Source organism: Sphingomonas sp. ASV193 (genome assembly GCF_040203355.1).
Classification (GTDB): Bacteria; Pseudomonadota; Alphaproteobacteria; order Sphingomonadales; family Sphingomonadaceae; genus Sphingomicrobium.
On record NZ_JBEHBW010000002.1, the window covers coordinates 426039 to 449663 of the forward strand.

General features: G+C 69.6%; 20 protein-coding genes. 9 read left to right on the top strand and 11 right to left on the bottom strand.

Going from position 1 to position 23625, the window contains the following annotated elements:
- Nucleotides 1-10 precede the first annotated feature (10 nt).
- The 3 genes from ABDK56_RS06055 (at nt 11) to ABDK56_RS06065 (ending at nt 2604) form a co-directional block, all read left to right on the top strand.
- Nucleotides 11-1012 carry an A/G-specific adenine glycosylase gene (locus ABDK56_RS06055; RefSeq protein ID WP_349807248.1) on the top strand — a complete coding sequence of 334 codons (1002 nt, stop codon included), beginning with the start codon at nt 11-13 and terminating at the stop codon, nt 1010-1012.
- Nucleotides 1002-1844: an NAD(+) diphosphatase gene (gene nudC / locus ABDK56_RS06060; RefSeq protein ID WP_349807249.1), complete on the top strand. Its 843-nt coding sequence runs from the start codon at nt 1002-1004 to the stop codon at nt 1842-1844. The genes ABDK56_RS06055 and nudC overlap by 11 nt, the downstream gene beginning before the upstream one ends.
- A gap of 73 nt (nt 1845-1917) precedes the next feature.
- Complete coding sequence (locus tag ABDK56_RS06065) at nt 1918-2604, top strand: c-type cytochrome (RefSeq protein ID WP_349807250.1); 687 nt, start codon at nt 1918-1920, stop codon at nt 2602-2604.
- A gap of 51 nt (nt 2605-2655) precedes the next feature.
- On the opposite strand, the gene ABDK56_RS06070 is transcribed toward ABDK56_RS06065, so the two are convergent.
- The 4 genes from ABDK56_RS06070 to sdhC are packed head-to-tail and all read right to left on the bottom strand — an operon-like array spanning nt 2656 to nt 6126.
- Complete coding sequence (locus tag ABDK56_RS06070) at nt 2656-3522, bottom strand: LOG family protein (RefSeq protein ID WP_349807251.1); 867 nt, start codon at nt 3520-3522, stop codon at nt 2656-2658.
- Nucleotides 3522-5342, bottom strand: a complete 1821-nt coding sequence (gene sdhA / locus ABDK56_RS06075; RefSeq protein ID WP_349807252.1) for a succinate dehydrogenase flavoprotein subunit — start codon at nt 5340-5342, stop codon at nt 3522-3524. The genes ABDK56_RS06070 and sdhA overlap by 1 nt, the downstream gene beginning before the upstream one ends.
- Complete coding sequence (sdhD, locus tag ABDK56_RS06080) at nt 5339-5728, bottom strand: succinate dehydrogenase, hydrophobic membrane anchor protein (protein ID WP_349807292.1); 390 nt, start codon at nt 5726-5728, stop codon at nt 5339-5341. Before sdhD ends, sdhA begins: the two co-directional genes overlap by 4 nt.
- A 2-nt stretch (nt 5729-5730) precedes the next feature.
- Nucleotides 5731-6126: a succinate dehydrogenase, cytochrome b556 subunit gene (sdhC, locus tag ABDK56_RS06085; protein WP_349807254.1), complete on the bottom strand. Its 396-nt coding sequence runs from the start codon at nt 6124-6126 to the stop codon at nt 5731-5733.
- 202 nt (nt 6127-6328) lie between these two features.
- On the opposite strand from sdhC, the gene ABDK56_RS06090 reads away from it, so the two are divergent.
- From ABDK56_RS06090 to ABDK56_RS06105, 4 genes are read left to right on the top strand one after another with little or no spacing between them, the layout of a single operon-like run.
- Nucleotides 6329-7663 (top strand): methyl-accepting chemotaxis protein, encoded by a 1335-nt coding sequence (locus tag ABDK56_RS06090; RefSeq protein ID WP_349807255.1) that lies wholly within the window; start codon nt 6329-6331, stop codon nt 7661-7663.
- Between the two features lie 60 nt (nt 7664-7723).
- The gene (locus ABDK56_RS06095) at nt 7724-8401 is read left to right on the top strand and encodes an SDR family NAD(P)-dependent oxidoreductase (RefSeq protein WP_349807256.1); all 678 of its coding nucleotides are present in this window, start codon (nt 7724-7726) and stop codon (nt 8399-8401) included.
- On the top strand, nt 8391-9311 hold the full coding sequence (gene bla / locus ABDK56_RS06100; protein WP_349807257.1) for a subclass B3 metallo-beta-lactamase: 921 nt from the start codon (nt 8391-8393) through the stop codon (nt 9309-9311). Before ABDK56_RS06095 ends, bla begins: the two co-directional genes overlap by 11 nt.
- On the top strand, nt 9308-10213 hold the full coding sequence (locus ABDK56_RS06105) for a 50S ribosomal protein L11 methyltransferase (protein ID WP_349807258.1): 906 nt from the start codon (nt 9308-9310) through the stop codon (nt 10211-10213). Before bla ends, ABDK56_RS06105 begins: the two co-directional genes overlap by 4 nt.
- Here the strand turns inward: ABDK56_RS06105 and ABDK56_RS06110 are convergent.
- Entirely contained in the window at nt 10195-11103 is a 909-nt protein-coding gene (locus tag ABDK56_RS06110; RefSeq protein WP_349807259.1) for an RcnB family protein, read from the bottom strand. The two genes, ABDK56_RS06105 and ABDK56_RS06110, sit on opposite strands and share 19 nt — an antisense overlap.
- A 24-nt stretch (nt 11104-11127) precedes the next feature.
- Complete coding sequence (locus ABDK56_RS06115; RefSeq protein ID WP_349807260.1) at nt 11128-11610, bottom strand: (2Fe-2S)-binding protein; 483 nt, start codon at nt 11608-11610, stop codon at nt 11128-11130.
- Between the two features lie 65 nt (nt 11611-11675).
- Between ABDK56_RS06115 and ABDK56_RS06120 the strand changes: the two genes are divergently transcribed.
- Together ABDK56_RS06120 and ABDK56_RS06125 are read left to right on the top strand one after the other, a co-directional pair.
- Complete coding sequence (locus tag ABDK56_RS06120) at nt 11676-12452, top strand: alpha/beta fold hydrolase (RefSeq protein ID WP_349807261.1); 777 nt, start codon at nt 11676-11678, stop codon at nt 12450-12452.
- 77 nt (nt 12453-12529) lie between these two features.
- Nucleotides 12530-13468 (top strand): transglutaminase-like cysteine peptidase, encoded by a 939-nt coding sequence (locus ABDK56_RS06125; protein ID WP_349807262.1) that lies wholly within the window; start codon nt 12530-12532, stop codon nt 13466-13468.
- 4 nt (nt 13469-13472) lie between these two features.
- Here ABDK56_RS06125 and ABDK56_RS06130 read toward each other — a convergent pair whose 3' ends face one another.
- From ABDK56_RS06130 to ABDK56_RS06150, 5 genes are all read right to left on the bottom strand, one after another.
- The gene (locus ABDK56_RS06130) at nt 13473-14738 is read right to left on the bottom strand and encodes an HlyD family type I secretion periplasmic adaptor subunit (RefSeq protein ID WP_349807264.1); all 1266 of its coding nucleotides are present in this window, start codon (nt 14736-14738) and stop codon (nt 13473-13475) included.
- A 30-nt stretch (nt 14739-14768) separates the two neighbouring features.
- Nucleotides 14769-15809, bottom strand: coding sequence for a cell wall hydrolase (locus ABDK56_RS06135; protein WP_349807265.1), 1041 nt, complete (start codon nt 15807-15809; stop codon nt 14769-14771).
- Complete coding sequence (locus tag ABDK56_RS06140) at nt 15806-17959, bottom strand: type I secretion system permease/ATPase (protein WP_349807266.1); 2154 nt, start codon at nt 17957-17959, stop codon at nt 15806-15808. The genes ABDK56_RS06135 and ABDK56_RS06140 overlap by 4 nt, the downstream gene beginning before the upstream one ends.
- Before the next feature lie 33 nt (nt 17960-17992).
- Entirely contained in the window at nt 17993-19510 is a 1518-nt protein-coding gene (locus ABDK56_RS06145) for a TolC family protein (protein WP_349807267.1), read from the bottom strand.
- 66 nt (nt 19511-19576) lie between these two features.
- Nucleotides 19577-23625 (bottom strand): beta strand repeat-containing protein (locus tag ABDK56_RS06150; RefSeq protein WP_349807268.1); only part of this gene is annotated, 4049 nt, incomplete at its 5' end.

Consider the following 23625-nt stretch of genomic DNA (forward strand, 5'->3'; position numbering starts at 1 on the left):
TAGGGCCGGGATGCTCGCCAGTGCCGCGACGCGGCTCCTTCGCCATTACGACGCCCACGCCCGCGCGCTGCCGTGGCGCGCGCCGCCGGGCGCGCCGCCCGCCGATCCCTATCGCGTCTGGCTGAGCGAAGTGATGCTCCAGCAGACCACGGTGGCGACGGTCGTTCCGCGATTCGAGCGGTTCGTCGCGCGCTGGCCGACGATCGAGGCGCTTGCGGGCGCGGCCGATGCCGAGGTGCTGAGCGAGTGGGCGGGGCTCGGCTATTACGCCCGGGCGCGCAACCTGATCGCCTGCGCGCGCGAGGTCGCGGCGATGGGCGGCTTTCCGTCGACCGAGGCCGAACTTCGGTGCTTGCCGGGGCTCGGCGCCTATACCGCGGCGGCGATCGCGGCGATCGCGTTCGGCGAACGCGCGGCAGTGATCGACACCAATGTCGAGCGGGTGGTCGCCCGGCTGGCGGGGATCGACCGGCCGGTCGCCGATTCGCGCGGCGCGATTCGCGCATCGGTCGAGGCGATGGTCCCCGCCGACCGGCCGGGCGATTTCGCGCAGGCGATGATGGACCTCGGCGCGACCATCTGCCGCCCGAAGCGTCCCGCCTGCCTCGCCTGCCCGCTGCGCGAAGAGTGCGCGGCGTTCGCGAGCGGCGATCCCGAGGCCTTTCCCGCCCCCAAGGCGAAGCGCGCGCGGCCGCATAGGCACGGCATCGCGTGGTGGGTCGAGCGCGACGGCGCGGTGTGGCTGGTGCGGCGGCCCGACAAGGGGCTGCTCGGCGGGATGGCGGCGCTGCCCGGTCCCGAATGGGGCGATTTGCCCCCCGCCGGGCCGGTGCTGGCGAGCGTCGCTTGGGGCTTCACCCATTTCACCCTCGACTTGCACCTGGTGGCGCGGGCCGAGGTGCCGCAGGGCGAGGGCTGGTGGCAGCCGCTGGCGACGATCGGCGAGGCGGGGCTGCCGAGCCTCTATGCGCGAGCGGTCGAGGCGATGGAGGCGAGGCGACTTGCGGCCTGATCCCTTCTTCAGCGGACCCGGGCTCGACCGCGCCGACGCGCTTCGCCACCGGCCCGACGAGATCGACCGGCTGCGCGAAGGCGCGACCGCGCTTCGCTGGGTCGACGGCGCCCCCGCGCTCGACGCCGGGGGGCGGCTGGTGTGGGACGCGGTTCGCGGCGACGAGGCGCTGTTCCTCGGGATCGACGGCGAGCGGGCGCGCTTCTCGGCGATTCCCGACGCGGTCGGATCGGGCGACGCGCGGGCGCGATTCGCGCTGCTCGGCGAGCTCGATGGCGGCGACGCGCCGGTGTTCGCCGCCGCGCTGAGCCTTGCGAGCTGGCACGTGCGCCATCGCTTCTGCCCCAATTGCGGGCATGGCAGCGAGCCCAATCGCGGCGGCTGGTCGCGCGGCTGCCCGGCGTGCGGGGCCGAACATTATCCGCGGGTCGACCCGGTGGTGATCATGCTGGCCGAACATGACGGGCGCGTGCTGCTCGGGCGGCAGCCGCAATATCCGCCGGGCCGCTATTCGGCGCTCGCCGGGTTCGTCGAGCCGGGCGAGACGATCGAAGCGGCAGTCGCGCGCGAGCTCGCCGAGGAAGCGGGGATCGAGGCGGTCGACGTCCGCTATGTTGCCAGCCAGCCGTGGCCCTTCCCCTCCTCGCTGATGATCGGGGCGTGGGCGCGGTCGGTCGGCGACGCGCTGACGGTCGACCACAACGAGCTCGACGACGCGCGCTGGTTCGACCGGGCCGAGGTCGAGGCGGCGCTGGCGGGCGACGGGCCGTTCGAGCCGCCGCCGCGCTTCGCCATCGCGCGCAGCCTGCTCGAGCACTGGCTGGACGCTTGAGTTGCGCCAGCGACGCCCTTAAAGGACCGCCAGCATTCCTTCACTTCAGCGCGGCACCGCCGCACGGGGCTTCATGAACGACCGCAACAACACCATCGCCGGCTGGGTCCTTTTCGCGGGCATCGTCGCGCTCGGCACCTCGATCGTGTCGGGCCATTATTTCAACGACGAGCGCCCCGAGAAGATGGGCTATCCGATCGAGGGCGTGGTCGAGGAAGGCGACGCCGGCGGCGGCGCGGCGGCCGAGCAGCCCGCGGCCTTCTACCTGTCGAAGGCCGACGCCACGAAGGGCGCCGAGGTGTTCAAGAAGTGCGCCGCCTGCCACAACGCCGACCAGGGCGGGGCCAACGCGATCGGCCCGAACCTGTGGGGCGTGGTCGGCGAGGCGATCGGCCAGGGCGCGAACGGCTATGCCTTTTCCGAGGCGCTGTCCAAGAAGGGCGGCAAGTGGGACTTCGACAGCCTGTTCCAGTGGCTGAAGAGCCCGAAGGCGTTCGCGCCGGGGACCAAGATGGGCTTCGCCGGCCTGTCCGACCCGCAGGACCGGGCCAACGTGATCGCCTTCCTCAACAGCCACGGCACCAACCTGCCGTTGCCCGCGGCCCCCGCGGCGGCCCCGGCGGGCGATGCCAAGGCGGGAGCGGCGGCTGGCAATGCGGCGGCTCCGGCTGGCGCGGTCGACCCGAAGGTCGCCCCGGCGGGCAATACGGCGACGGTCGACAAGCGCGACACCAGCGCCCCGGCGCCGGCCGCGAAGTAAGGCGGACATCCGGATTGCGGGTTCAGCCCTTCGGCTGTCCCCGCTCGGCCCTTATTTGGGTTCGCGCTCGTACCAACGCTGGACGGTCTGCCAGCCTTCCTCGGCGGTTTCGCACCAGGTGATGAGGTCGAGGTCGGCGCGGCTGATCACGCCCTCTTCGGCCAGCGCCTCGAAATCGACCACCCGTTCCCAGAATTCGCGCCCGTAGAGCAGGATCGGCAGCGGGCGGACCTTGCCGGTCTGGATCAGGGTCAGCAGCTCGAACATTTCGTCGAACGTGCCGAACCCGCCCGGGAACACCGCGACCGCGCGCGCGCGAAGCAGGAAGTGCATCTTGCGAAGCGCGAAATAGTGGAACTGGAAACTGAGCTCGGGGGTCACGAAGCGGTTGGGCAGCTGTTCGTGCGGAAGCACGATGTTGAGCCCGATCGTCTCCTGCCCCTCGTCGCACGCGCCGCGGTTGGCGGCTTCCATGAACGACGGCCCGCCGCCCGAGGTGACGACGAAGTGGCGCGTGCCGTCCTCGGCGTGCGGCTGGCGGCTGGCGATCCGCGCCAGCTCGCGCGCGGTCTCGTAGAGGTGGCTCTTGGCCTTCAGCCGTTCGGCGACCTTGCGGTCCCAGTCGGTGCGCGCGCTGGCGAGCAGCTCGTCGGCCTTGACCGGTTCGGGCACGCGCGCCGAGCCGTAGAAGACGAAGGTCGAGGCGATCTTCGCTTCCTCGAGCAGCAGCTCGGGCTTCAAGAGTTCGAGCTGGAAGCGGACCGGGCGAAGGTCGTCGCGAAGCAGGAAGTCGGTGTCCTGAAAGGCGAGCTTGTACGCCGCGCTCTCGGTCTGCGGGCTCGACGGGACGTGCTTGGCGGCGACCGCGTCGACCTTGGCTTCGGGGAAAATCCGCTTCGGCGGCTTGGGATCGGCCATCAGTACACGCGCGCCTTGGGCTTGATGTAGTCGACCTCGTCGGTCAGCGTGTAGCTGTGCACCGGGCGATAATCGATGCGCACGCCGCCGCCCTTTCCACCCCAGCCGTCGAACCAGGCGATGGTGTGCTTCATCCAGTTCGCATCGTCGCGGGTCGGATAGTCTTCCTGCATGTGCGCGCCGCGGCTTTCCTTGCGGTTGGCGGCGCAGTGCATGGTGACCGAGGCCTGCGCGAGCATGTTGTCGAGCTCGAGCGTCTCGATCAGGTCGCTGTTCCAGATCAGGCTGCGGTCGGCGATCTTCACGTCGGCCATCGACTTGTAGATGTCGTCGATCTTGGCGACGCCCTCGGCCAGCGTTGCGTCGGTGCGGAACACCGCGCAGTCGGCCTGCATCGTGCGCTGCATCTTGTCGCGGATCGCGGCGGTGCCGGTGCCGCCCTTGGCGTTGCGGAAATGGTCGAGCCGGTCGAGCGCGAGGCTGCCCGCGTCCTTGGCCAGCGCCTTTTGCGGCGCGCCTGGCTTGATCACCTCGGCGAGGCGAAGGCCAGCGGCGCGGCCGAACACGACAAGGTCGATCAGCGAGTTGGAGCCGAGCCGGTTGGCGCCGTGGACGCTGACGCACGCCGCCTCGCCGACCGCGAACAGGCCGGGGACGACGCTATCGGGCTCGCCGTCCTTCAGCGTGACGACCTCGCCATGATAGTTGGTCGGGATGCCGCCCATATTGTAGTGGACCGTCGGCGTGACCGGGATCGGCTGCTTGGTGAGGTCAACCCCGGCGAAGATTTTCGCCGTCTCGGTGATCCCGGGCAGCCGCTCGGCCAGCACGTCGGCCGGGATATGGTCGAGGTGCAGGTAGATGTGGTCCTTGTGCTCGCCGACCCCGCGCCCCTCGCGAATTTCCATCGCCATCGAGCGCGAGACGACGTCGCGGCTGGCAAGGTCCTTGGCCGAAGGGGCGTAGCGTTCCATGAACCGCTCGCCTTCGGAATTGGTGAGGTAGCCGCCCTCGCCGCGCGCGCCCTCGGTGATCAGCACGCCCGCGCCGTAGATTCCGGTCGGGTGGAACTGGACGAATTCCATGTCCTGGAGCGGAAGGCCCGCGCGGAGCACCATCGCGTTGCCGTCGCCGGTGCAGGTGTGGGCGCTGGTCGCGCTATAGTAGCAGCGGCCGTAGCCGCCGGTCGCGAGCACCACCGCCTGCGCGCGGAAACGGTGGATGCTGCCGTCGTCGAGGCACAGCGCGACGAGCCCGCGGCAGGCGTGAACGCCGTTGGCGTCCACCTCCATGATCAGGTCGAGCGCGAAATATTCGATGAAGAAGTCGGCGTCATATTTCAGGCTCTGCTGGTAGAGCGTGTGGAGCATGGCGTGGCCGGTGCGGTCGGCGGCGGCGCAGGTGCGCTGCGCGGCGGGGCCTTCGCCCATGTTCTGGGTCATGCCACCGAACGCGCGCTGGTAGATCTTGCCGTCCTCGGTGCGCGAGAAGGGCAGCCCGGCATGCTCGAGCTCGTAGACCGCCGCGGGCGCCTCGCGGCAGAGATATTCGATCGCGTCCTGGTCGCCGAGCCAGTCCGAGCCCTTTACCGTGTCGTACATGTGCCACGTCCAGTGGTCCGGGCCCATGTTGCCGAGGCTGGCGGCGATCCCGCCCTGCGCGGCGACGGTGTGGCTGCGGGTCGGGAAGACCTTGGTGACGCAGGCGGTCTTCAGCCCCTTTTCGGCCGCGCCCATCGTCGCGCGAAGCCCCGCGCCGCCGGCGCCGACGACGACGACGTCGTAGACATGGTCGATGATCTTGTAGGCGTCCTTGCTCACGCAGCGGCTCCGAAAGCGATCTTGGCGAGGGCGAACAGCGCGAGGCCGGCGCCGAAAATGGCGATCATGGTCAGCGCGAAACCGAGCCCGATGCGGGTCCCCTCGTCGTGGACATAATCGTCGATCACGACCTTGAGCCCGTCGAGCCCGTGGGCGAAGGCGGCGATGACGAACAGCGCCATCGGCACCGCGGCGAGCGGCTGCTTGAGCCAGCTCACCAGCGTCTGCTGGGTCAGGTCGGGCAGCATCACCAGCGAGAAAACTAGCCACAGCCCGAGCAGCAGCAGCGCGACGCTCGAGAATCGCTCGGCCAGCCAATGCTCGCCCCCGGCGTGCGCCGAGCCGAGCCCGCGAACCTTGCCCAGCGGGGTGGCGCTGTCGGACATGCTCACTTGATCATCCCCTCGAGAAGCGCCCAGGTCAGCGCGGTCAGGAACGGTGCGGCGAACAGGATCAGCACCGAGAAGAAACGGTTGGTGGGCAGCGCATAGCCCGCGCCGATGTCGAGCACGACGTGGCGAAGCCCGCTGAGCAGGTGCTGCCAGAAGGCCCAGGTCAGCCCGACGAGGACGATCGTCCCGGGCACCGACTGGGCGGCGTGGGCGAACGTGTCGAACCCGCTCGCCGATCCGGACAGCGCGAGCAGGAACCAGCTCAGCACCGCCAACCCGGCGACGGTCAGCGCCCCGCCGGTCACGCGGTGGAGGATCGAGATCAGCATGTGCGGACCCCACCGCCAGATAGTGAGGTGGGGAGAAAGCGGTCGGCTGGATGGAGCGGGCATGAAAGGGTCGAGACCTCGATGAAATTGGCTCCGGTGGGGGAGCGCCCTCCCCCTAGAAACTGTGCGGGCGAAGGGCAAGTCGGCGGGCGCGCCGCGCCGCCGCGGCGAACGAGCTAACCGGCCCTTAACCATTTGATCGCATAGCCCGAACTCGACACGGCAACAGCGCGAAGAACGGGGCAAGAGGCAGATGGCAACGGCGATGAACCGCACGCAATCGGGAAATTACGACCTAGCGCGCGGCCTGCGTTTCTACGACCCGACCGGCGACCTGCCGCAGCGCGCGCGCCGGCTGTGGGACCTGATCGGCCATCACGAGATGCAGATCTCGGCCGAATTCTGGACCCGCTACGCCCGCTCGCCCGAGATCGACGGGAAGCTCGACGAGACCCGGATCGATCGGCTGACGGTCGCGATCCTGCCCTATCTTCGCTCGAAATTCTCGGCGCTGGAGAACAATGCGTGGGTCAACCAGGCGCGGCAGTACGTCGAAAAGGCGCTGAGCGGCGGGCTGACCCTGTCGACTTTGCTGTCGGGGGTCGCGGCGGAAACCGAGGCGGCGTTCCGCGCGATCCGCGAATCGACCGACGACGCCGACCAGCAGATCGAGCTCGCGCGGACGCTGAGCGAGGTGCAGAGCCTCGAGATCGACGCCTATATCCACCACGCGATCGACATCACCCGCAGCGAAAACGACGACCTGCAGGCACGGCAGGCGAGCGAATTCAACGCCCGCGTGATGGGCGTGGTCCAGCAATGTTCGAGCGAGAGCGACCAGCTCCGCGCGCAGGCCTCGCGCACCTCCGATTCGGCGCGCGGCATGCTCGGCAAGACCAGCGAGGTCGCCGCCGCGGCCGAACAGTCGGCGGTGGCGATGCGCGAGGCGGCGCAGACCGCCGCCGGGCTGATCCGCGCGATCGAGGACGCGCGAAACGAGGTCGAGGTCGCCGCCGGCGTCGCGACCAAGGCAGGCGACCAGGCCGAGGAAGCGGCCAAGGTGTCGAAGGCGCTGTCGGCGCACGTCGAGGCGATCGAATCGATCCTCGGCCTGATCCGCGATATCGCCGGGCAGACCAACCTGCTCGCGCTCAACGCGACCATCGAGGCGGCGCGCGCGGGCGACGCCGGGCGCGGCTTCGCGGTCGTCGCGCAGGAGGTTAAGAGCCTCGCCAGCCAGACTGCCCGTGCGACCGACGACATCGCCGCCAAGATCGGCGCGATCACCGCCGCGACTCGCCAGACGGTCGAGGCCAACGGCTCGATCCTGTCGACCGTCGAGGAAGTCGAGAAGAGCGCCGACCGCATCCGCCAGGCGATGGAATTGCAGGCGCAGACGGTGACGATGATCACCGCCGCGGTCGACGAGACCGCGCTGGCCGCCGATTCGATGAGCTCGACCATCGCCGCGATCCGCAGCGACACCGAGAACGTCGCCGCCGACATCGACGGAGTCGAACAGGGGTTCGGCCGGGTCACCCGCCAGCTCGGCGAATTCCAGACCACGACGCGCGACTTCATCTCCAAGTTCGCCGCCTGAGGCCCCGCCCCCCGTCGGCGGAGGCTATCGCCGGGCTGCGCGCGCGGCTAGGCGGGGGCGATGAACATCCTGCTCACCGGCGCCAGCCGAGGAATCGGCGCCGCCGCCGCCAGCGCGCTGTCGGCCCACGCGGTCTTCGCCCATTCGAGCGCGATCGCCGACCTCGCCGACCCCGCCGCGCCGCGCCGCCTGTGGGACCGCGCGCTCGGCGAGCTTGGCGACATCGACGTGTTGGTCTGCAACGCCGGGGTGTTCGAGGCGATCGACGACAGTTGCGATGACGAGGCGTGGCACGCCGCCTGGGCACGGACGATGCAGATCAACCTGCAGGCCGCCGCCGATCTCGCGCGGCTGGCGATCCTTCGCTGGCGGGAGCGCGGGCGCGGCGGGCGGATCGTCAACGTCGCCAGCCGCGCAGGCTATCGCGGCGACAGCCCCCGGCACTGGCATTATGCCGCTTCGAAGGCGGGGATGATCGCGATGACCAAGACGATCGCCCGGGGCTATGCCAAGGACGGCATCCTCGCCTTCGCGGTGTGCCCGGGGTTCACCGTCACCGGCATGGTCGACGACTATCTCGCCAGTCGCGGCGGCGAGGCGCTGCTCGCCGACATCCCGCTCGGGCGGCCGGCGGACGCATCGGAGATAGGGGAAATCATTCGCTGGCTGGCCATCGACGCCCCGGCCAGCGCGACGGGGGCGATCGTCGACGCCAACGGAGCAAGCTATGTTCGCTAATCCCCTGCTTTCGATTGCCCTCATCGCCCAGCAGATCGTCATCCCGCTCGGCAATCCGCCCAAGGTCGAGAATCTTCCCGCCCCGATCGAACAATATGGCCCGACGTGGGCGGCGGCGTGCAAGGACGCCAAGGACCCCGACAGCTGGACCCAGCCCGCGCCCCCGGTGCGGATCAACGGCAACGCCTATCTGGTCGGCACTTGCGGCATTTCGTCGATCTTCATCCACGGCAGCGCCGGCGACGTGCTGATCGACGGCGGGCCCGAGGCGGCGGCGCCGATGATCGAGGCGAACATCCGCTCCCTCGGCTATTCGCCGCGCAACATCCGCTACATCCTCGTCAGCCACGAACATAGCGACCATGTCGGCGGGATCGCCGCGATCCAGCGCGCCAGCGGCGCGGTGGTGGTCGCCTCGGCCGCCGCCGCGCGCGCGCTCGGCCAGGGCGCGGTCGCGGCCGACGATCCGCAGGCGGGCGGCACGCCGTTCCCGCCGGTGACCGTCGGGCGCACCGTCCGCGACGGCGAGGAAGTGCGGCTGGGCAACATCATGCTGACCGCGATCACCACGCCGGGCCACACGCTCGGCGCGACGAGCTGGCGGTGGGTGAGCTGCGACGGCGGGGTGTGCCGGACGATCGTCTATGCCGACAGCCTGACCCCGATCACCAACAAGCGATACCGGTTCAGCGACCATCCGGCGATGGTCGCCGCCTTCCGCGCCTCGATCGCCAAGATCGCGGCGAGCGAGTGCGAGATATTGCTGACCCCGCACCCGGCGGCCAGCGACATGCCCGCGCGACTGGCGGCGGGCAAGCCGCTGCTCGATACCGGGGCGTGCAAGGCTTATGCGGCGGCCAAGAGCGCAGCGCTCGACGCCAAGCTGGCCGAGGAGCGGGACGGAAAATGAGCTGGCGCGTGACGCTCCACTGCACCCGCGCCGAGGCCGAGGCGCTGCCCGAGCGGGACGAGTTGTTCGCCCAGTCGGACGCCCCGCCGGTATTCGTCGCCGACGAGCCCGACCCGCACGCCCCCGACGACTGGCGGATCCACGCCTATTTCGCCGAGCAGCCGACCACGCAGGAACTGATCCTGCTGCGGCGGCTGGCGGCGGGGAGCGACCCCGAGATCGAGCATCTCGAGGATTCGACCGACTGGGTGACGCGAAGCCAGCAGGGCCTCGCCCCGATCCACGCCGGGCGCTTCTTCGTCCACACGCCGATGCACCATGCCGAGCGGCCCGCCGGGGCGGTAAGCTTCGAGATCGACGCGGGGCTTGCCTTCGGCACCGGCCAGCACGCAACCACCGCCGGCTGCCTCGAGGCACTCGACCGGATGGAGCGGGCGGGCAAGCGCTTCGCCAACCTCGCCGACATCGGCACCGGGACCGGGCTGCTCGCCTTTGCGGCGCTTGCGCTGTGGCCGGACGCGAAGGCGATCGCGACCGACATCGACCCGATCAGCATCGACGTGACCCGCGACAATGCGGCAATCAATTCGGTAGCGCTGGGGCACGAGGCGGGGCAGCTGCTGCTCGCGGCCGCCGACGGGATGGATCATCCCCTGCTCGCCGCGCGCGCGCCGTTCGACCTGCTGATCGCCAACATCCTCGCCGGGCCGCTGATCGAGCTCGCCCCCGCCTTCGCCGACGCGCTCGCGCCAGGCGGGACGATCCTTCTCGCCGGGCTGCTCGACAGCCAGGCCGACGCGGTCGTCGCGGCCTACGAAAAGCGGGGCTGCGTCCTCGTCGAACGCAGCCCCGGGGAATGGACCGTGCTGGTCCTCGAGCGCTCCTACCAGAAGACGTCGTAGATCACGTCGACGACCTGGCCGGTGTAGATGTTCACCAGCAACGCGTCGTCCCAGTAGCGGACCCAGCGATAGGGGCCGTAGGCGGGCGGCAGGCGATACATCCACGGATCGTCGAGCCAATAGTCCTGCTGGTAATAGGCCGGCCAAAGCTGGAACCCGACCTGCCAGCGGCGATACTGGTAGGCATAGGGATCGTAGTAGTTGCCGAGCCGGAACACGAAGCGGTTCGTGCTGCGATAGTCGCGCCAGTCGTAGCGCCGGTCCTGCCGCCAGTTGCGACCCCAGTCATGGTCGCGATTCCGCGAGACGATGATCCGGCCGCCGTTGGGGATTGGCATCGGCCCGCGCTGCCACTGGCCGTCGCGGTGCCCCTGCCATTGGCCCTGGCGATTCTGCCACTGGCCATCGCGCTGCCCCTGCCACTGACCCTGGCGGTTCTGCCACTGGCCGTCGGGACGCGCCTGGCCCGGATCGCGCGAACCCTCGCGACGACGCTGCCACTGCTGGGCGGGCTGGCCGGTCATGCGATCGTCCCACGCCTGCGGATTGGCTTGCTGCGGCGCGGGCTGCGCGCGGTTCGGCTGGCGGTCGCGCATGCCCCAGCCCTGCTGCGCCTGCAGTTCGGGCGGGAGCTGGCGGCGCTGGAACTCGCCCTGCGGCCGCGCTTCGGGTGCCGGCGCGGGGCGTGGCGCCTCGGCCTGCATGGCGGGGCTGCCGCCACCCCAGCGACCCTGGCGGTCACCGCCCTGCGGGCGCTCGGGGCGAGGCTCGCGTTCGGTCTGCGCCTGCTCGCCGCCGCGGTGGCGGTGCGGTTGGTCCTGCTGGTCCTGGGCATGGGCGGCAAGCGGCCAGAGCGCGCTCGCGGCGAGAAGAAGAATCAACTTACGCATCGCAATCTCCGTCACGAAAGGTCGTTACCGGGGAGATGCGCCTTTCGGGCTGTCGTGCGGCTGAATGGGCGGTGCAGCAACTGGCAAGGCAGCGAGCGCCTTGAGGATGCGCGGCCCGGCCCCGCAGCGGCACAGGTTGGGAAGCGCGGCGAGCTGTTCGGCAGCGGGCTTCGGGCTCGCGCGAAGCAGCGCGGTCAGCGCCATGATGAACCCCGGGTCGCACATCCCGCACGCCGACACCCCCGCCGCGGCCCACGCCTGCTGCAGCGGCCCGGGGGGAAGCCCTTCGATCGTCACCACCTGGGCGCCTTCGAGCGCCGACAGCGGGAGTTGGCACGACAGCGCCGCCTGCCCGTCGACCAGCACCGTGCACGCCCCGCAGTCGCCGCTGTCGCAACCATATTTGGTGCCGGTGAGGTTCGACGCGTCGCGCAGCGCCCACAGCAGCGGGGTCGCGGGGTCGAGCGCGTAGCGGACGGGATCGCCGTTGACGGTGAGATCGGTCATCGCCCCGCTTGCTATCGCCCGGCCGCGCGCTTGCAAAGCCACCGCCGACGAGGGACAGCGGGGACATGGCGATCATCGACCTCGCGAACGGCGCAATCGGCTATGAAGAGACAGGCGGCGGTGCGGCGGTGCCGATCGTCTTCCTCCACGGGGTCGGCTCGACCAAGGAGGTGTGGCGACCCCAGCTCGACCATTTCGGGCGCGATCGTCGCGCGGTGGCGTTCGACTATCCCGGCTATGGCGAAAGCGTGGCCCGCCCCGGTGTCGGGCGCGACGGGTTCGCGGCGGCGATCGTCGAGGCGATGGACGCTCTGGGAATCGGCCGCGCGCATGTCTGCGGCCTGTCGCTCGGCGGGGTGGTGGCCATCGCGCTCCACGCGCTGGCGCCCGGACGGGTCGAAACGCTGGTGCTGGCCGACAGCTTCGCGTTCCATCCCGAGGGCCGCGCCATCGCCGAGCGATCGGTCGGGGCGGCGCGCGCCGTCGGCATGCGCGCGCTCGCCGAGGCGCGGGTGCCGTCGCTGGTCGGGCACGCCGCGACTCCGGCACTGGTCGCGGCGCTGGTCGAAACGATGGCGGGGATCGACGTCGACGCGTATGCGCAGGCCGCCGACGCGGTGTGGCTTGCCGACCAGTCGGCGCGGGCGGCGGCGATCGCGCTGCCGACGCTGGTGCTGTGCGGCGCCGAGGACGCGATCACGCCGCCCGCGCTGTCGGAAGCGCTCGCGCAGATGATCGACGGCGCGCGGCTCGAGGTTATCGCCGATGCCGGTCATCTCTCGAACATCGAGCAGCCCGACGTTTTCAACCGGGCGGTAAACGCATTTATAACGGGAAAATGAACCATTTCAGGGGGTTAGCGCGGCTTTAACCATCCGCCTTAGCCTGATGTTCGCCTTGTCCTGCGACAAGGGCGACCATGTTCAGGACCCTCATCTGCGCGGCGACGGCCGCTTCGGCGCTCCTCGCGACCCCGGCGGAGGCGCAATCGATGGCGCTTACCAAGGCGAGCGCGATCCTCGGCGGCCAGCCGAGCGCGCTAGCCGCGATCCTCGCCGCGCAGGGATCGCCGCGCGCGTCCGCCCCCTTCGCCTATGCGTCGGGATCGGTGCCGCCCGCCGCGAGCCTGTTTCGCAACGCGCCGCTGCCCGCGCGCCCCGCCCCGGCGCTCGCAATCGCCTCCCCCGACCGCCCCGATGTGTTCAACAGCGTCGCATTGCCGGTGGGTCGCACCCCGCTGACGGCGAAATGGAAGTCGGTCGAATATGGCGCGCCGACCGCTGCCGCGGCCGCTTTCGCCACGCGCGAACGCGGCGTCGGCGCGATCGCGCGGGCCGAGGCGATCAACGCCTATGTCAACGCGCGCGTTCGATTCGTCGACGATTTCACCCACTGGCACGTCGCCGACAAGTGGAGCCCGGCGGCCGAGACGCTCGCCAGCGGCAAGGGCGACTGCGAAGATTATGCGATCGCCAAGCTGGCGATGCTGCGCCGCGCCGGGTTCGCCGAACACGACCTTTACCTGGTCGTCCTGAAGGACCTCGTCCGCCGCGCCGACCATGCGGTCGCGGTGGTGCGTGCCGACGGGCGTTTCCTGGTGCTCGACAATGGCACCGACCGGCTGATCGACAGCGACGAAATCGGCGATTACCGCCCGATCATGAGCTTCACCGCGGGGCACGCTTACGTCCACGGCTATCGCCGCGACGCGATGCCGGCCCCGGCGCCGGTGATCTATGCCTCGGCGCGCGCGACCGCCCCGCTCGAGCCCGCCGCGGGCGAGGGGGCGCCGTCCGACCGCCTCGAAGCGAAGCCGCTGGCCGAGCTGACCGGCGCGCTGCGGTTGCCGCTGCTCTAAGCCCTTAGCGTTCGCGAAGCGCGTCGCTGCGCGCCTTGAGCACCGGCTTGAGCAAATAGCTCAGCACGCTCTTGCGGCCGGTGATGATCTGCGTGTCGGTCATCATGCCCGGCGTGATCGGCAGCTTCTGCCCGTGGCTGGTCAGGTAGCTCTTGTCGGTCTCGACCAGCACGGTGAAATAGGCCTGCCGCTCGTTCTGGTCGTAGATGCTGTCGGCCGACACCTGCACGACCCGGCCCTCGAGCCCGCCATAGGTCGAGAAGTCGTAGGCGGTGACCTTGACCAGCGCCTTGTCGCCAACCTTGATGAAGGCGATGTCGCTCGGCTTGACGCGGGTCTCGACGAGCAGCTTCTCGCCCATCGGCACGACTTCCATCATCGTCTGCCCGGCTTGAAGGTAGCCGCCGATCGTGGTGACCTGGAGGTTATTGACGAAGCCGTCGACCGGCGAGCGCAGCTCGGCCCCGCGCGCGCCGCGCAGCGATTCGGCGTTGACCGCCAGCTTCTGTTCGACCTGGCTGCGTTCGTTGAGCGCGTCCTGGCGGAAGGTGAAGCTCGCCTCGTTGGCCTGGCTGAGTGCTTCGCTGACCGCGGCCATCGCCCGGCCCTGCTGTTCGCGCGCGGCGGCGATCCGGCCCTGGAGGTCGACCACCTCTCGCTGCGCGGTGGCAAGGTCGGTCTGCGGAACGATGCTCTTGGCGGCGAGCGGGGCCAGCCGGTTCACATTTTCCTGCGCGAGCCCGAGGCTGCGCGACAGCGAGGAAATCGTGGCCGACGCTTCCGACGCCTCGCGGCGGTGCTGTTCGGCCTGCGCGCGCAGCGCGGCGACGCGGCTGCCGAGCGCTTCGCGGCGGACCGAGCTCAGTTCGGCCTCCGAATTGGCGAGCCCCGAGGCCGAGCCGCCGACGCCCTCGGCCTGGAGCCGCGCCGAGCGCGCCTGAAGCGCCTCGGTCTCGGCCTGGGTTTCGCGGTTCTGGGGGTTGTCGAGCCGCGCGAGCAGCTGGCCCTTCGACACCCGCTGCCCGGCGCGGACCAACAGTTCGGCGACCGTCGCCGGCTCCGCCGCCTGGATCAGCTGGACCTTGCTCGACGGGATGACCTTGCCCTGCCCGTGGGTGATCTCGTCGACCTGCGCCAGCATCGCCCACAGCAGGAAGAGGCCGAAGCCGACCGCGACGGTGACGATGATCCGCTTCGCGCCGGTCATCGGCTCGCGGCGACGGCGGGCGGCGGGGCGGTCCGCGGCGGGGAGGAAGGGGAGCGTGGCCATGAGGCGAAGCCTGTCCTGTTACGAGGGAAACTAGCGCGCCGCGACCTGCGTCCCGGTCGGGATCGCGGCGATCGGGGTGGCGGGGGAAACCGGGTCGGGCGCGGCCTTCTGGCGGCTCGCGACGGCGCTGGCGGCAGTCTCGGTGTCCGAGGGCAGCGGGATGTTGAGCGTCCAGCCCTTCGACGTGTCGAGCAGCCCGCCGACGTCGCTCGGCGCGCGGTGGAGCACGGTGCCGTCGGTGATCGGCCCGGCGGTCCCGGCGGGGAGCTTGCCGTCGGGCGCGTGGAGCATCGCCGCGCGGAGCGGCGGGCGCAGCGCCGACGGGTCCTGCGGCTCGCCGATGTAACGCCCGCTGAACGCCGCCGACTGGCCCCACAGGCCCGGCCAGCGATAGAAGATATGCTGTCCGACGACCGCCACCTTGGCGAGCATCGGCGCCCAGCGCGGCGCGACATAGTCGGCGTGATAGTGGGTCGCGAGCCCGACCGATTTTTCGACGTATCCGGCGAGCGCGGCCTCGGCGACGTCCTGCGCCGCCTTCCACGCCGCGGCGGCCGGGCGGCGATAGAGCGAGCCGTCGCACACGAAGCTGAACTGGCACACCGCGCCGGTCGACCCCTGGTAGACCACGCCGCACACCGACTTGGGAAAGGCCGGGTGACGCATCCGGTTAAGGACCACCTGCGCCACCGCGCGGCGGCCCTGAAGCGGTTCGAACCCGGCCTCGTAATAGATCGCCTGGGTCATGCACAGCAGCGCGCGGCGATGGTCGAGCCCGTCGTCGCTGGCGAGCGCGAACGGCCGCGACGGCGCGATCGCACCGACCGCGAACGGCAGCGAGGCGTTGATCAGCTTGGCCTTGTCGCCGACCGCGGCCATCTGCTGCGCGGCGGGACCGGTGGTCGCTTCGATCAGCGCCGCGGCCTTGGCGGGGGCGAGCGTGGTCACCGTCGCCTCGGCGGCGTTGCCGCGCAAGCCGAAGGCGGAGAGCCCCGCGCCGAGCGCGAGCAGCACGGCGAGCAGCGCCCACCACAGGCGATGGATCACGAACGAGGCCCGAAGCGCGGTCATTGCGCCGCTCCCGTCGCGGCCTGGCTCTTGGCGAGCCGCCCGAGCACCTCGTCACGCGGCCCGTCGGCGAGCACCCGGCCCTGGTCGATGACGATCAGCCGGTTGCAGATATTGAGCATGTTGTGCCGGTGGGTCGACACGACCAGCGCCTGGTCGGGCGCGAGCGCCTTGTCGAGCTTGTCGATGAAATATTGCTCGGTCTGGGTATCCATCGCCCCGGTCGGCTCGTCGAGGAACAGCAGCTTCGACGGCGACACCAGCGCCCGCGCCAGCACGAGAAGCGCGCGCTGCCCGCCGGACAGGCGGTTGCCGCGCTCGCCGACCGGAAGGTCGAATCCGGCCGCGTCGCGCGACAGGAAGATGTCGGCGCCCGAGCGCTTGACCGCCTCGATCAACTGCTCATCGGTCGCGCGCGGCGCGCCGAGCATGAGGTTGTCGCGGACGCTGCCCGAGAAGAGGTCGGCGTCCTGCGCGACGAAGCGGAACGCCTCGCGGATCTGGTGCGGATGGTATTGGCGGCTGTCGAGCCCGTCGATCAGCATCTCGCCGTCGGTCGGGGCGTAGAGCCCGCACAGCAGCCGGCCGAGCGTCGACTTGCCGCTGGCGACCCGGCCGATGATCGCGATCCGCTCGCCCGGGGCGATCTTGAGGTTGAGCCCCGACAGGCTGTCGATCGACGCGCCCGGGTAGCGGAAGCTGGCGTCCTTGAGCTCGAGATGGCCGACGCGGATCTCGGGAACGATGCTCCGCCGCGCGGTCATGTCGCGCTCGTCGGGCCCTTCCATCAGCGTCTGGAGCGAGGCGAGCGTGGTCATCGCCTGCTTGCCGCGCGTGACCGCGAAGGCGAACTGGCCGACGGGGGCCATCGCCCGGCCCGCGAGCATGACGATCGCGATGATCGCGCCCATCGTCATCTTGCCGTCGTTGAACAGGTAGAAGCCGCCGATCACCAGGAACACGCTGATCGACTGCTGGCTGACCGAGGCGATGTTGACCGCGATGGTGGTCAGCCGCCGAAGCCGCTCTTGGGTCGCCGCCGACATCGCCGAATAGCGCCGCCAGCGGCCGAGCATCTGCCCTTCGGCGCGCGCCGACTTTAGCGTTTCGGTGCCGCTGATCGATTCGACCAGCACCGAGTGCTGAAGGCTCGAATCGGCCTGCGCGTCGAGCGCCGCGCGGCCCATCGCCTTGGTCAGCATGAAGCCCGCGGTCAGCGTCGCGGCGATCGCCACCAGCGGCACGATCACCAGCCAGCCGGCCAGCACCGCGATCATCACCAGGAAGATCAGCATGAACGAGATGTCGACCAGCAGCACGACGGTGGTCGACGCGAAGAAGTCGCGGACCGACTCATATTCGCTGATCCGCTTGGCAAACGCCCCGGTCGATCCCTGCCGCGAGGCGAGCGGGAGGTTCATCACCTTTTCGAACAGCTTCTGCGAATATTTGGCGTCGAGCTTGCGCCCGATCTCGTCGATCAGCTGCGCACGCGCCAGCCGCAGCGAAAAGTCGAACCCCATCGCCACCATCACCCCGAGCGCGAGCACCCACAGCGTCGGCTCGGCCTTGTTGGGGATGACCCGGTCGTAGACGTTCATCGTGAACAGCGGCAGCGCGATGGCGAGGAAGTTGGCGACCAGCGCGGCAAGCAGCACCGGCCAGAAATCGCGGCGCGCCTTCCACACCTCAGACCAGAACCAGTGGCTGCGCTTGGCCTTGTCCCACGGCCGCTCGCCCTCACGCTCGCGCGCCGGGTCGGGCTCGACCACCACCGCGTGCCCGGTATAGGCGCGCTCGAGTTCGGGCAGCGGCACCCAAACCGGCTCGCTGACGCCCGGGACGTAGACCAGCGCATCCCCGTCGCGCCGTTCGAGCAGGACCGCCGCGCGTTCCTCGCCGAGTTCGAGGATCGCCGGAAGCTGCTGCACCTTCCACCCGGCGAGCTTGCGGCGGACCGGCTCGCCGCGCATCCCGACCTGTTCGAGCGCGGGCTCGATCTGGTGGAACGGCAGCAGCCCAGACGCACCGAGCGCGAGCCCGGCGCGCAGGAGCACCGGCGAGGAAGGCCGGTCGGCCTGCCGGGCGAGGAAGGCCAGGCAATCGAGGACGGGATCGACTTCGCGCGACGGCGCCGCATCGAGGGTATTCATCAAGCTCACGATCCCGTCCCCGCCCTTACGCTGTTACCGGCCGCCGGTCGGCGCCGGCGCCGCCGCCGGGCACACCGCCGCGGCGTCGATTACCGTCCCGTCGGCACAGGTCTGGGTCGCCGGAACGACCGGCGGCGCGACCGGCGCCATCGTCCCCGGCGGCCCCATCACCGGCGCGGGCATGCTCGCCTCGTTCAGCGCCGCGGCGGGCACCGCGTAGGCGTGATACTGGGTGCGCTCGTTGCTCCACGCCTCGCGCGGCATCGTCACGCCGAGCGCCTCGGTCAGCCGGTTGGCCGCGGCGAGCACGCGATACTGCGCGTACAGCTTGGCCAGCCGCGCCGTCTCGGCCTGCGCCTGGACGTTGTAGCGGGTGTTCTGCGCGTCGAGCACGTCGAGCAGCGAGCGGCGGCCGACGTTGAACTGTTCGCGATAGCTGAGCAGCAGGTCGTCGGTGACCTTGGCCTGCGTGGTCAGCTCGTCGGTCAGCCGCGACTGGTTGGTCAGCCGGCTCCACGCCGCGCGAACGTCCTGCTCGGCCTGGCGCTGCTGCTGGAAGATGCGGGCGTTGGCCTCGTTGGTGCGGGCGACCTGCTCGCGGTAGTTGTTGACGTTGGTGCCGCCGTTGAAGATCGTCCAGCGCATCACGACCCGGCCCTGAAGGTCGGTCGTCTTGCCTTCGAACCCGTCGATGTCGTGGCCGGCTCGCGCGCGTCCTTCGAGGTGGAAGTTAGGACCGAGTGCGGCCTTGGCGGCATTGGCCTCCTCGCGCGCCGCCGACATGTCGGCGACCGCTTCGGCGACCAGCGGATTGTCGCGGCGGGCAAGCGCCTCGGCATCGGCCAGCGACGGCGGGACCGACGCCGACAGGTCCGGCGGCATCTGCACACTGTCGAGCGGCATGCCGGTGAGCTGCTGGAACTCGATCGCGGCGGTGTCGAGATCCTCGCGCGCCTCGGTCACGCGGGCGCGCGCCGACTGGAGCCGTTCCTCGGCCTGCTGCTGGTCGGCGATCGAGATCGACCCCTTCGCCACCCCTTCGCGCAGGTCGCCGGCCAGCTTCTGATGGAAGTTGGCATTGTCCTCGGCGATCGCGACCAGCCGCTGCTGCAGCATATAGTCGATGTAGGCGCGCGACACGTTCAGCGCGACAAACTGGCTGCGCTCGCCGATCCGCGCGGCGGCGGCATCGGTCCGCGCCGCCTGGCGACGGATCTCGGCCTCGCGCCCGCCCATGTCGAACAGCAGCTCGTCGGCGACGAGGTCGGCCTCGAGCGGGTAGAGCTTGTTGTTGCCGAAGCCGATCCGGCGGCGGCTCGGGTTCTTGAGCTCGCGCACCCCGGCCGACAGCTCGGTCGTGATCGTCGGGTAATAGAGGCCCTGCGCCTGCTTGCGTTCGAACTGGGTCGCGGCCTTGTTCTCGATCGCCTGGCGGACATCGGGATTGGTCGACAGCGCGGATTGCACCGCGCTCTTCAAGTCAACGGCCCACGACGGCGCGGCGCACAGCAGCAGCGCTCCGGGAACGATCATCGTCCAGTGCTTTTTCATCTTTTCCCCCTTCTGGTCTGTCAAAGGCTTCGGGCCCGCCGTCCACTGCGGGCCCGATCCTGTCGGTCAGCCGTGAACTGTCGGCTGGACCGCGTCATGATGGATCGCCATGGACTCCATCGTGATGGCTTGAAGAATGGCCGGCGCGAAATGGGCTCCATGCCCGCCGTCCCAACCCGGCACGGCGTGCCCTGACTGGATTGCCATCAGCTGTTTCACCCCGTTCGCGCCCTGCTCGTCGCCCGTGACCTGGGCGAGCAGCTTGGCGGTCGGCGAGTCGTGCTCGATGGCGTCGGCGAGAATCTTGCCGACCACTTCGGCATGCTTGGGCCCGGCGACGGCATCCTTGGCGACCGGCTGGAGCGCCGCCGCCGCGAACACCGGCATCGCCGGAAGCGCGACCATCGCCTGCGGATGGTCGATCGCCGGCATCGTCGTGCCCTGCGCCAGCGCGGTCATCGCCGCCGCGTGCGCGAAGGTCGGCACGACCGGCTCGTGCGCCGGCGCCGCGGCGAGGCTATGCGCCTCACTCGACGCATGCGATTCGACCGGGGTGGCATGCTCGTTGGCGAGCATCGAGCGGACCGGCTGCGCCTCGTCGTGCGCCGCCGCCAGCGACGCCGCCGCCTTGGCGACGACCAGGCCATGATATTCGGCATCGCCGCCGCGAAGCAGGTGCGGGCTTGCCCCCGCCCAGGCATTGCCGGCGAGCGCGAGCCCGGCCGCGGCCAGCGCCGCGGTCATCACCCCGTTGCTGCCCTGCATCGCCATCCGGCTGACGACCTGCGCCTGCGCCGAAGCCGAGGCCGCGGCGTAGGACAGGGCGACGTCGTTGACGAGCCCGGTCTGCGACACGCCCCCCGCGGTGTAGATGTAGGAGGCGCTGCCGCCGACCTGCACGTCGCCGCCGGCTGCGCTCGAGGCAACCCCGTTCGACACCAGCGAGATGCTGGTGATACCGGCCTGCGCCAGAGTCATCACTTCGCCCGCGTCGACGCGACCGTTGCCGTTGGCGTCGTTCCACACCCCGAACTTGGCGAAGTCGGCGTCGTTCGCGTCGAGCGTGTCGCCATATTGCGCGCGCAGCGCCTGGAGATCGCTCACCCCGTCATGCCCGAAGGTGAACTCGCTGGCGTTGGTGACCGTGTGGTCGCCATTGTCGTCGCGGAACAGGATCGAGTCGCCTGACGCGACCCACGCGGTCTGGTCGGCATGGCCGTCGCCGTTCATGTCGTAATGAACGCCCGCCGACGTCGCGAGATAGTTGATCGCGCCGTCGTGGTTGGTGTCGAGCACGACCGGCGTGACGGTGGTGACCGCAGCCGCCAGCGTCAGCGGGGTCTGCGAGTCCGCGCTTCCGGTGATGGTCGCGTGGAAGATCTGGCTGACCGTGTCGCCGTCGCCGTCCTTGATCGTCGCATTGAACGTCAGGTCCGCATTCTGGTTGGTCGTGGTCGTCGTCAGGAAGCCGATGTTCTGGATCTTGAACGGCTGGTCGCTGACGTCGGTCTGGAACGACTGGGTGCCGCTGCTCCCGCCGCTCGCGCCGAGCGCGCCGTTGAAGTTGATTGCGGTCCCGGTGATGCCGTCGTCCGACCCGGCGATCTGCGCGCCGACGATTACCAGGTTCGAATTGCCCTGCTGATAGTCGTTCGCCTCGATCACGATCAGGCCGTCGTTATTGTCGAGCGTGATGCCCGAGTAGGCCGTCCCCGCCAGCGTCGCGTTGCTTTTGATGATGTCGCCATTCTGCACCATCAGCGCTTCGGTCGTGTACTGGTGCGTGACCGTGTCGTAGAGCTTGAGCACCACGATCATGTCCTCGCTCGTCCCGACGCCGTCGAGCTCGATGAACATCGAAGTAGCCGACGCGGTCGGCACCCCGCCGGTCGAGGCCTGCGGGTTGGACGAATAGAGGTTGAAGTCGAGGACTTCGCCGCCCTGGATGGTGTTGCCGGCAACGCCCGCCGCGCTGCTCGACACGGTGACCGTCGCGGCCGACCCGGTGAACAGCTCAAGGCCGCCGAAGCTGTTCGTCGTAACGGGCACGAAGGTGCCGTCCGGCGACACGGTAGTGTGCGATCCCGAGCTGTCGCCGGTGAACTGAATGTAGAAATTGTTCGCCAGCTGCACCGTCGCGATGTTCGACGGCCCCTGCGAGGTCGACCCGTTGGCGTTGTAGTTGACGAAGGCGCTGGCCGGCGCCCCGGCGGTCGCCAGCACGCTGTATCCCGAAATCGGGTTGTCGAGATCGACCGTGTAGGTACCCGCGACCTTGTCGAAGGTCAGCGTTCCCGTCTCGTGCGCGGTCCCGCCCACCCCGGTCGCGTAGTCGAAGCTGAAGCTGTAAACCGCGCTCGTCGCGGACTCCGACGTTTCGCTGATCGTGTAGTTCTGAACGGGATTGCCGTTGACCGTCGCGCTGCCGGTCACCGCCGTGAACACATTATTATCGGCCGAGGCCCCGTCGGCACCCAGATTGTAGGCGAAGTGGCCGGTGGCCGCGAGATCGCCCGAATTCTGGATGTTGATGTTGTCGACCGCGGTGAGGATCGGCGCCGAGTCCTGGAAGCTGATGAGGTTGCCGATCTGCGCCGAGACGGTGCTGATGTCGCCGTCGTGATCGGTCACCGTGACCGTCGAGGTGATCGCGCCCTGCACGATTGACACCGAGTCGTCCGGGTTGGTCGCATCAGGATTATGGATCGAAAGATATTCGACCATCGACAGCGTGCCGTTCGAAGGATCGACCGCGACCGCGAATGCCGCGGCCCCCGCCTGGCTCCCGACCCGGCCGACGATCACGTTCTGACCGTTCACCATCTCGTTGTAGAGGAAGATGTGGGCGCCGTCGGTCGTCTGCACTCCGGAGTCGGTGCCGTTCACCGTCGACAGGCTGAACACCGTCGTGCCCGCGCCATCGGCGCCGTAGGCGCTGCCGCTGGCACTGATCGCGCCAACTTTTTGGGCGTAGCCGACGACGGCATTGCCGGTATCGGGGTCGAGCCCGACATTGGTCACGCCGGTGAAGGCCGCGATCGGGCCCGCCACATCGTTCGAGTCCGCCTGGAGCCCCACGCTCTCGTCGAGGCTGATCGCCCCGTTGGTCACGCTGATCGCGGCGAACGGAACGTCGTCGGTGACGTTGATCGTGATCGTGCCGGTGATCGTATTCCCGTTGGCGTCATGCGCCGTGTAGGTGAACACTTCGACCCCGTTGACCGTGTCGGTCCCGTTATTGGCCGAAGGGCTTTCGGTCACGGGGCTGGTCAGCGTGTAGGTGTAGCTGCCGTCCGCGTTGAGCACGAAGATGCCGTGCGCGGTGGTGGTCGAGATCGGCGTGTAGCCGGTCGCCGACCCGACGCTGAGCTGGCCCGTCACCGTCTCGGTGGTCAGCGACGGGTTCGAGCCCGTCACCGTGCCATGGCCAAGGTCGCTGCCGGTGGTGGTCGTGTCGAGCGCCGCCTCGTTGACCGTCTTGGTCTGGTTGTCGGCGGTAAGCGTGACCGCGTTGACGTTGATGTCGAGCGTCGTCGTGCTCAGGTCGCCGTCGCCGTCCTTGATCGTGTAGACGAAGTGGTCGACCTGGTTCGTGCTGATCGCGTTGGCGTCGGCCTGGTAGGTGTAGTGACCGTCGGCATAAAGCGTCAGCGTGCCGTACGAGCCGACCACCGTCACCGAGCCGCCGACCACGTTCTGCGTGTTGACCGCCGTGTTGCTGCCGGTGGTCGCACCGACCACCCCGCCGCCCGACGCATAGCCGTCCGCGCCCGCCACGTCGTTGCCAAGCACGCCCGACGCCGCAACGGTCAGCAGACCGCCCTCGGTCACCGTCCCGCTGTCCGCCACCGCGTGCGGAACGTCGTCGAGCACGTTGATCGTGATCGTGCCGGTGACCGTGTTCCCGTTGGCGTCATGCGCCGTGTAGGTGAACGTCTCGGTCCCGTCGCTCGTCGTGCCGTTGTTGGTCCCGGTCGAGTCGCTGAACGGGCTGGTCAGCGTGTAGGTGTAGCTGCCGTCCGCGTTGAGCACGAAGATGCCGTGCGCGGTGGTGGTCGAGATCGGCGTGTAGCCGGTCGCCGACCCGACGCTGAGCTGGCCCGTCACCGTCTCGG

What these genes read in the sequence shown, in the direction of transcription:
- ABDK56_RS06055 (WP_349807248.1), top strand. Translation starts at nt 11, where the DNA reads ATGCTCGCCAGTGCCGCGACGCGGCTCCTTCGCCATTACGACGCCCAC.
- ABDK56_RS06065 (WP_349807250.1), top strand. Translation starts at nt 1,918, where the DNA reads ATGAACGACCGCAACAACACCATCGCCGGCTGGGTCCTTTTCGCGGGC.
- ABDK56_RS06070 (WP_349807251.1), bottom strand. Translation starts at nt 3,522, where the DNA reads ATGGCCGATCCCAAGCCGCCGAAGCGGATTTTCCCCGAAGCCAAGGTC.
- sdhD (WP_349807292.1), bottom strand. Translation starts at nt 5,728, where the DNA reads ATGTCCGACAGCGCCACCCCGCTGGGCAAGGTTCGCGGGCTCGGCTCG.
- sdhC (WP_349807254.1), bottom strand. Translation starts at nt 6,126, where the DNA reads ATGCCCGCTCCATCCAGCCGACCGCTTTCTCCCCACCTCACTATCTGG.
- ABDK56_RS06090 (WP_349807255.1), top strand. Translation starts at nt 6,329, where the DNA reads ATGAACCGCACGCAATCGGGAAATTACGACCTAGCGCGCGGCCTGCGT.
- ABDK56_RS06095 (WP_349807256.1), top strand. Translation starts at nt 7,724, where the DNA reads ATGAACATCCTGCTCACCGGCGCCAGCCGAGGAATCGGCGCCGCCGCC.
- bla (WP_349807257.1), top strand. Translation starts at nt 8,391, where the DNA reads ATGTTCGCTAATCCCCTGCTTTCGATTGCCCTCATCGCCCAGCAGATC.
- ABDK56_RS06105 (WP_349807258.1), top strand. Translation starts at nt 9,308, where the DNA reads ATGAGCTGGCGCGTGACGCTCCACTGCACCCGCGCCGAGGCCGAGGCG.
- ABDK56_RS06110 (WP_349807259.1), bottom strand. Translation starts at nt 11,103, where the DNA reads ATGCGTAAGTTGATTCTTCTTCTCGCCGCGAGCGCGCTCTGGCCGCTT.
- ABDK56_RS06115 (WP_349807260.1), bottom strand. Translation starts at nt 11,610, where the DNA reads ATGACCGATCTCACCGTCAACGGCGATCCCGTCCGCTACGCGCTCGAC.
- ABDK56_RS06120 (WP_349807261.1), top strand. Translation starts at nt 11,676, where the DNA reads ATGGCGATCATCGACCTCGCGAACGGCGCAATCGGCTATGAAGAGACA.
- ABDK56_RS06125 (WP_349807262.1), top strand. Translation starts at nt 12,530, where the DNA reads ATGTTCAGGACCCTCATCTGCGCGGCGACGGCCGCTTCGGCGCTCCTC.
- ABDK56_RS06130 (WP_349807264.1), bottom strand. Translation starts at nt 14,738, where the DNA reads ATGGCCACGCTCCCCTTCCTCCCCGCCGCGGACCGCCCCGCCGCCCGC.
- ABDK56_RS06135 (WP_349807265.1), bottom strand. Translation starts at nt 15,809, where the DNA reads ATGACCGCGCTTCGGGCCTCGTTCGTGATCCATCGCCTGTGGTGGGCG.
- ABDK56_RS06140 (WP_349807266.1), bottom strand. Translation starts at nt 17,959, where the DNA reads ATGAATACCCTCGATGCGGCGCCGTCGCGCGAAGTCGATCCCGTCCTC.
- ABDK56_RS06145 (WP_349807267.1), bottom strand. Translation starts at nt 19,510, where the DNA reads ATGAAAAAGCACTGGACGATGATCGTTCCCGGAGCGCTGCTGCTGTGC.